Annotated in this window: 7 protein-coding genes; all 7 read right to left on the bottom strand. The window is 28.5% G+C overall.

Annotated elements, in window-relative coordinates:
- Positions 1 to 90: 90 nt before the first annotated feature.
- The 7 genes from WA340_RS11970 to WA340_RS11940 all read right to left on the bottom strand — a co-directional run bounded on the left by WA340_RS11970 (position 91) and on the right by WA340_RS11940 (position 7569).
- A complete protein-coding gene (locus WA340_RS11970) occupies positions 91 to 1056 on the bottom strand; it encodes a hypothetical protein (protein ID WP_336129244.1) in 966 nt (321 codons plus the stop codon).
- A 23-nt stretch (positions 1057 to 1079) separates the two neighbouring features.
- Entirely contained in the window at positions 1080 to 1352 is a 273-nt protein-coding gene (locus tag WA340_RS11965) for a hypothetical protein (RefSeq protein ID WP_336129243.1), read from the bottom strand.
- Positions 1353 to 1856: 504 nt separating this feature from the next.
- On the bottom strand, positions 1857 to 4598 hold the full coding sequence (locus WA340_RS11960) for a hypothetical protein (protein ID WP_336068334.1): 2742 nt from the start codon (positions 4596 to 4598) through the stop codon (positions 1857 to 1859).
- Positions 4537 to 5352, bottom strand: coding sequence for a GLPGLI family protein (locus WA340_RS11955; RefSeq protein ID WP_336068331.1), 816 nt, complete (start codon positions 5350 to 5352; stop codon positions 4537 to 4539). The genes WA340_RS11960 and WA340_RS11955 overlap by 62 nt, the downstream gene beginning before the upstream one ends.
- 24 nt (positions 5353 to 5376) lie before the next feature.
- Positions 5377 to 5628, bottom strand: coding sequence for a hypothetical protein (locus tag WA340_RS11950; RefSeq protein WP_336068329.1), 252 nt, complete (start codon positions 5626 to 5628; stop codon positions 5377 to 5379).
- Between the two features lie 302 nt (positions 5629 to 5930).
- Positions 5931 to 6608: a hypothetical protein gene (locus tag WA340_RS11945; RefSeq protein ID WP_336129242.1), complete on the bottom strand. Its 678-nt coding sequence runs from the start codon at positions 6606 to 6608 to the stop codon at positions 5931 to 5933.
- Positions 6583 to 7569, bottom strand: coding sequence for a hypothetical protein (locus WA340_RS11940; protein WP_336129241.1), 987 nt, complete (start codon positions 7567 to 7569; stop codon positions 6583 to 6585). Before WA340_RS11940 ends, WA340_RS11945 begins: the two co-directional genes overlap by 26 nt.
- Between the last annotated feature and the right edge of the window lie 203 nt (positions 7570 to 7772).

The raw sequence follows: 7772 nt of genomic DNA, 5'->3' as shown, positions 1-7772 counted from the left end.
GCCTTACAATGGTGAACATAGAAGTACTCTAGCAATAAATAATTAATATTTTACTTGTTTATTGCCTCAGTTCTTTGTTGTGCGACGTATTTATTCTAATTTCAACCAAACGTCAAATGAGTTTTCGGTTTCATCCTCTTCTTTAAATGTAAAAGTTCCAAACTGAATGTAGCCCGAAACTTTTAATCCTCTCGGAATTATTTTTGGTTTTTCTAAAAAATTTGAAATTTTTAAATTTCCATTTATTGATAAGTCGTCTATTAATTTAGATTCATTATCCCAATAGAAATTACCTAATATATTGATTCTGTCATTGATTAATTCATATTTATATTTGCTTTTATCAAGAGACATCATAAAATTTTGTTTTTCAAGCATTCTATTTTTATACTCCAAGTTGTTATTTTTTATGGGAAGGATTTGATGCTTTTTCTTTTTATTAGCTATTAAATACTTTTCTTTCTTTAAATACTCTTCATTATAGTTAATTAATCGTTCTTTAAGGTTGTCTGGAAATTGATATTTATACCTGTTTTCCAATATTTCGATTGTTGATAAACTCAAAATGAAATTCCCGTTTTGAATTTTCTCAATTATATAATCAGGGTCATTTTTAAATATATCTTCAATTGTTCTACCTTTATATCTTGTTAAATAAGATTCTCCTTTAATTGAATTTATTTTTGAATGTAACCAAAGCTTTAAATGATTAATCTTTTCAATTTTAATTTTCTCATACTTTTCTTTGCAATATTCTGAATGAAGCTGATTATAAATTCGAGTTGAACCAATTGTGAAATTTTCAGATTCTTTATTAGCATCGTTACGTGTAATATAACCAAGAAACAATAATTTTATTAAGTCAGATAAATATTGGGTTTGACTTATTCCAGATTGGACACAAAGCATTTCTAAAGACTCGTAACTACATCCATCATCATAATAATCAATAAGGTCAGCAATAATGTATAATGTTCTTTTTAAATATTTACTCAAACTGTCATAATATTCATCTTGTTCGATTATAGATAAAACCTCTTGTAATTCTTGTTTCAAAATTGCTATTTTAATTTAATAATTTAACGAATTTGGTTTTTAATTTCTCTATCGATTTTATATAAATATTGTGGATATTTTGACAAAAACTTAATATTATTAAAGGTGTTTATTGATTCAAATTTTCTTGTTTCAATATCCATAACTAACTCCACGAAAAAATTTGAAATTGAATATAATGTTGAAATCCTAATATTGCCAAACCAAGGAATAAAACTGTCAATTTTAATACCAATTTCATCAATCACAATTAATTGTTTTCTAGTACTTAATTTATCAAAATCAGATTGTGTCATATTGATGGCTGTTAATTTCTTATATGTTGCACAACGGTCTGGTGTATGATTTCGTTGCGTGGTTTAAGCACTAAAGTTAGCAAATAAATCATAGATAGAAAATCAGCGAGGACTTTCGTAAGTAAGCCTTTTACCAGCAATGAATTATACACATTGTTAGCTGTAGTAATTGGTTTGTTTTTATTTGTTTGAGTAAATTTTTGAGTGTTAAATTCCAGTTTTGAGTCATAAAATACTGATAGAAACAAATTCAGATTTTTAGTAAGATTTCGTGCGTTGTTATTCCGATTCCAATAGCACTAATGAGCTAAAAAATCCAGCGTGATATAAGTCAGGTTTCGAATGAGAAATTCCGATTGAGTGAGCTTTATGAGTTCAGTTCAGCTTAAAGTTCCGATTACGAAAATACTCTACGTTATTAAATCATAAACCAAATAGAAAATCCTTGAGAATTTTTATAATTAGTCGAGAACTAGCTATAATTTTAATTTAAACTTATAATACTCATAATGAATATGTGAAACCTATAGTAAATTGTCTTGGGCGAAGAGAAAACTGAGAGGTGTTTACAAAGTTTGCTCTACTATATGTAGTAGTAAAAAATGATGTGTTAAATATATTTATGAGAGATGCTCTTAAGTATACTTTCTTGGATGGTTTATAAAAAAATGATGTATTAAATAATGTATTATTATTTCTTTCATCACTTGTTGAAGTAGAAGTCCTAGAAGATTCTAATCCAAAATTTATCCTGGTTGACTTACTTGTGTAGAAATCCAAATCTATTGTTTGAAAGAAATTTAAATTACTTGCATTATTATCTGGTAATCGTGAGTTTCCAATATTAAGTCTTGCATCATATTCTATGGCATACCAACTTCCACTATCAAAACTTAAATCTAGGTTTATACTATGTCTCGAATTGATAGTATTTAAAAAGTTATTATTAAAGAATAGTTCATTTTCCGTATAGCTATACGTATAAGATAAATTTGAGTTGAATGACCCTAAGAATCCTTTTGATAAATTTAAAGTTAAAGATGCATTCTTTGTAGTATTAGGTCGTTCTATTACATTAGTAATTATAAAGCCGTCATCATTAAGTTGATTAACAAAAGTTACTTCTGATTCAGTTTCTGAGAACCTACCGTTCATTTTAAAGAAGAAACTTTTTAAAATATCGCTATAATTTAAAAAATGAGAAATGGAATGTGATTTGGTTTTATTAATAATCTCTGGGTTTTGTGTAAGAGAATTATAGTTCTGCAAAATTATGGCAGGGTAAAGTTGTGAAAAATTTGATATTCTGTTTTCTTTGGAATAGCTTATCCCAACATTCCATTTAGTATTAATTATGTAACGAGCAGAAGCAAATGGTTGAATCAAAAAGAAAGACTTTTGTTGATATATTTCATTGTTTTTGTCGTCCACGTTATTTAAGTTTATAAAATCTCCCGAAAGCCTCCATTTTAATTTTAATTTCCCTAAGCTTAGTTTTGTTTCGACTTTAGATATAGAAACAAATCTATTGTAATTATAATCACTTGAAAATGGAAAATCTTGAGATTCTAGTTCAGGTAATACTCTTAAATCGCTTTGAAAATTAATTTTACTATATTGTATCCTTTGATTAACATTCCATTTTAGGTTTGATAACTCAAAAGCGTAATTCGAAAATCCACCGATATTAAATTCATTAATCCTTATATCCTGATTTGTCCTATTATTTATTGTGTTACTACTAAAAACACTTTCAAAAACAGGAGGTATAACAAATAGGGTTTCAAAGCGACGATTATATTCTACTAATAAACCAGACTGAATAATATTATCCTTTGATATAAGCGTTTTAAGATATGTAGTGTTATTCATCCTGAATTCATAATTTTCATAATTAGCATTTATACTATTGCTGTTAAGGGTAGAATTTTCTAACCCTGTGTTGTCTTGATATTCAATTATTGTATTGTTTTTCGCATAAAAATTTCTTTTATTAACCTCTTGGTTAATCCCAAATTGGAAGCGCTGTTTTCTCAATTCATTTTTTGCTTGATTAACAACAACACTGGAATCATTATCAATGATAAATGTAGAGGAAGAATTTTTTTCTATTACGCCTAATTCATTTATATAATTTAAATTCCATTTAAGAAGGGTGCTGTCATTAATTTTATGTAATGCATCATTGGTTATCGAATAAGAGTCATTATCAAGCCAAAATTTATCCGATATTACAACACCACTAATATTTGGGGGTCTGATAATCGGATTTTTAGCTAGCCTCATACCCAAAACATTTAAATCCTCTATTGTTAAATTACTACTTATGTTTCGTAGGGTCTTACCAGTATTATTAAACTTAAGGCTACTGATATTCTGAAAATTATCTTTTAGGTATATGGGAGTTCCTTCCATTAAACCAGTTATTAGAGGTGCTCCTATATCTCCTTTTATACTGCCAAAAACTAAACCTACACCCTCCTTTATTTTTAAATTAAATGCTACATCATCACTTTCAGTTCTACCAATGTTAATGCGTTCATGATTATGTCGTTTCATGATATCGATTTCTTTTACAGCATCAGCAGGAATACCTTGAGTGGCAATATTGTATCTTCCTTCCAGTAAATCAACACCATTTATATACAAATGACTTATAGGCTTATCTTCATATCTGATTTGACCATTTTCACTAATGGTAACTCCAGGAATTCTATTGATAACATCTTCAATTGTATAATCTTTATCAGCTTTTATGCCTTTAACATTATAGGTTATAGTATCTCCCTTAATTTCTAATTTTCTTGGAGATTTCAAAAGAACCTCATCTAATTGTTCTAGTCTTTCAATAAGTTTAAAATTTTTTGTAGCACTTTTAGATGGTACTTTTAACTTTTTGGTTTCGTATGCCATATGTCTTACAACTAACCACAAGCTATCTTTTGGATAGTTTTCCTTGAGTTTGAGATGATATTTTCCATCATCACCAGAACTATAAAAAGCTATAATGTCTGATTCATTTATAGTTGAGCTCGCAATAATTATTGTATTAGGCAATACTTGACCTTTTGAATCCTTAATTACTCCTCTTATGTGAATATCTTGCGATATAGCAAAAAAAGGCATCCAAACTATGGATGCCGTTAATATCATTTTTAAGATAAAACAATATTTTTTTTCTTTATCAATTACGCTCAATAAAATTTCTGATTTTTGGCTTACGATTTGTATTAATGCTTCCTCCATCTATACTTGAGACAATAAGTTCATGATTACCTTCTTCATTCCGATTCATATACTTCAATTTCTGATTTAAAGACATTTGATAATACTTATTTCTAATCGATAAAAAATCTTTTCTATCTAATTCTTGAAATTTATCACCATCCTCGGTTATGAAATAGTTTAAGGTGTTATTATTAATTTCAAAATCTCCGTATTTTATTGCATACGCTTTAAAACTAAATATATTTTCAGTGTCATAGAGCTCAATTATGAGACCTGGCAAACCATGAAATTTATAGGGACCACTATTCAAAGCAATTTCTGAAGTAAACCATGCTACCCATTCTCTACCAGCATAATTTATAATAGCTTTTTTACAATTATAACCACTGATTTGCTTTTTTTCATTAATCAATTTCCAATTACTACTTATTGGCTCTTTAAATTTTAATAAATCATTTCCTATTGTCTCATAATGGGTTATTGAGTCATTACTATATGCAATAAAACTATACACTGATAATCTATTTGACATTACATCTGTGATATCAAGCTCTCTTACACGTTGTATACTATCAAGATTTATCATTTTTTGATAGGTAAAAATACTACTTTTATTATTGTCAATAATAAGAGTAGTATTTTCGCTAACCAGTTTTTCAGAATTAGAGTGCTTTTTGTAATCGAATTGATACATTATTTTTACATCATTCTTTTTATTAGAATTAGATTGAGAATGACCTAAAAGCATAAATGTTATGACAAGAAAGGACAAAAAAACTTTCATACTTTATACTGTTTAACAAAGCTCCTCCATAGCATTAGCTACTGCTATTGCCTCCCTAAAGTTAAGTGGTCTTCTGAATGTACCATTTGTAGACTCAGCAATTGAGATATCGACAGATAAACTACCTGTAGGCTCAAGTTGAACATAAAAACAACCAGACATGCCACATGAATTAGAAACTTGTGTAGCTTGTTCACCACATTGAGCACTGGTAGAAATAGTAAATGTAACAACTGCTACTAATGTTAAAAAGATTTTTTTCATTTTTAAAAGTTTAATACAAATTATGCTTACTTAGTTAGGGCATCAGCTTTCCCTTATCGTGTTTCAATTATACGAAAAATATTTCATAAACTGTACATTTTTAAATAATTAACTTATAAAAAACAAATTTCAGTTTTTATAAAAACCGTAGTTTGTGTCACGTTATTACAGCTAACGTGTTTGTGTATAGCTCGTTGTGGAAAATCAGCTATGATTTTCCGCCGTAACCTAAAGATAGCAAATTGCAATGAATTCCGATTAGGAATTCAACAGCAATGAATTATAGCCGTTGTTGTGTGCAGTTATTGATTAATTTTAAAGTTTCTAATTTCAAACGACACACCTTCGTCTAAAAAGTAAGCAATTCCAAAATATAGTTTTTCGTCTTGTAAGAATTCGAATTCTATACTTTTGGTTCTTGCTTTTACTATCTCATTAGTTACTCTGCTTTTATTTTCCGTCTCAAGGTAAATTTTACCATTTTCCTTTATTAGCCTATATGTCATATAGATTTTATCAATATTGTTTTTCCTATATTCTTTAATTCTTTTTTTTGCTATTTTACTCCTATTTCTACTATCTTTTGCAAATGACTTAATCCATTCACTGGTCGAAGGTTCTAAAGTCCAAGTTTCATTTAAATAGGTGCCATAATGAGATATGCTTATATTTTTATGTATGAAATCTTTATGTTTGCTTGATTTCCCCATTTTATTATAACCATAATGTACATTCATTATCGGTGTAAAAGAATAAAGTATATTCGAATGATTTATAAAACCGAGCGAAGCTTTTGTTTTCTGAGACACAAAAAAAGCAAGAGATGGTTTCCAACCTTTTAATTCTTTTGTATTAAAACCAATCTGAAATTCAATTGAAAAGTCTTCGTAAAAATCAAAATCACTATTAGAAAACTCTGCAAAGATAAAATCGTTTGTCTTTAGCTCTGATTCCTTAATTTTTTTTTTTGATATTAACATTAATTTTTAATGAATCATATTCTGTAATCTGAATAAAATCATTTTTATAAAACTTCCAGTTTTCATCTAAAAAATTCGCCCTATACTCGAATTTTTTTGAGCTACTTGATCTATTATTTGATATTTTAAATTGTTTTGTATAATTAACAAATTCTTGAGCTTTTTCTTCAGCTTTTTCTTCCCACTTTTCGTCAATTGCATCAATAGTCATTTGCATTCCATCATAAAGCTGGTTGGCGAGTACCTCATTTCCTCCAAAACCTTCGGTAATTCTCGAAATATCTGCATTTCGATTAATTTGATTAATAGCCTCTTCAATATTTCCATTAGCGATTTGTGTCATTTCGCTTATCGAAATAGGTAAATCAATATTACTATTCCCGAACAACTTATTCACAGCCTTCATTGCTGTTTCCGTATATAATTCTTGATTTTTAGCTTTTAATTTGCTCAACAACTCTTCTTTAGAATTTGACGAAGCAATTATTTGTAGTAGTTCAGAATGTTCGGGTGCAAGATTATACTCTTCAGAAATTTTATTTGCCAATTCTACTTTGGCGTTTGTAGATGAGTTTTGTTTTTCTGACGATGAGCCATTCCTGACATACCTGTCTTGTACGATTCTTAAATTATTTTCAGAAACCTCATAATCCATTACGTCAGTTGGTGGAACAGGTGCTTTCTTACCACAGTATTCTGCTACAGATTGATAATTGACTGTTAATTTAGAACCACTTGTTGACCATAAGAATTCATACTTATAATAATATGGCGCACACACTTTATTGCAATCTGGAACTATTACTGTACCTGTTCCATCATCTTTGAAATTTTGAATGATACTATTTCCATCTGGACAAGTATCTATTTTTTTCCATTCGCCAACAATTAAGTTTTGGGTATAAACAAAATTCGTAATCAGCAGAAAAAGCAATGTGTTGAAGATAAGTTTTGTTTTCATTTCGTTGAATTTAAGGAAAATTAGATTTTTCGTGGCGTTAATTGCACACAACGTTAGCGTATAAATTTCAGTTGCGGAAAATCGGTACGATTTTCCGATTAAGCTGAAAGATAAAAAATTTGCAATGAATTTCCGCAGGAAATTCAGCCGCAATTGAATTTATACATCTTAAGTTAGCAATCTATTAACTTTAACATTTAATC

The organism is Mesoflavibacter sp. CH_XMU1422-2, assembly GCF_037029245.1.
GTDB lineage: Bacteria > Bacteroidota > Bacteroidia > Flavobacteriales > Flavobacteriaceae > Mesoflavibacter > Mesoflavibacter zeaxanthinifaciens.
This window is presented reverse-complemented; position numbering and strand designations above follow the sequence as displayed.

Bases quoted from the DNA above. Each gene is read 5' to 3' on its own strand.
- WA340_RS11965 (WP_336129243.1), bottom strand. From the start codon at position 1,352: ATGACACAATCTGATTTTGATAAATTAAGTACTAGAAAACAATTAATT.
- WA340_RS11940 (WP_336129241.1), bottom strand. From the start codon at position 7,569: ATGAAAACAAAACTTATCTTCAACACATTGCTTTTTCTGCTGATTACG.
- WA340_RS11945 (WP_336129242.1), bottom strand. From the start codon at position 6,608: ATGTTAATATCAAAAAAAAAAATTAAGGAATCAGAGCTAAAGACAAAC.
- WA340_RS11960 (WP_336068334.1), bottom strand. From the start codon at position 4,598: ATGGAGGAAGCATTAATACAAATCGTAAGCCAAAAATCAGAAATTTTA.
- WA340_RS11950 (WP_336068329.1), bottom strand. From the start codon at position 5,628: ATGAAAAAAATCTTTTTAACATTAGTAGCAGTTGTTACATTTACTATT.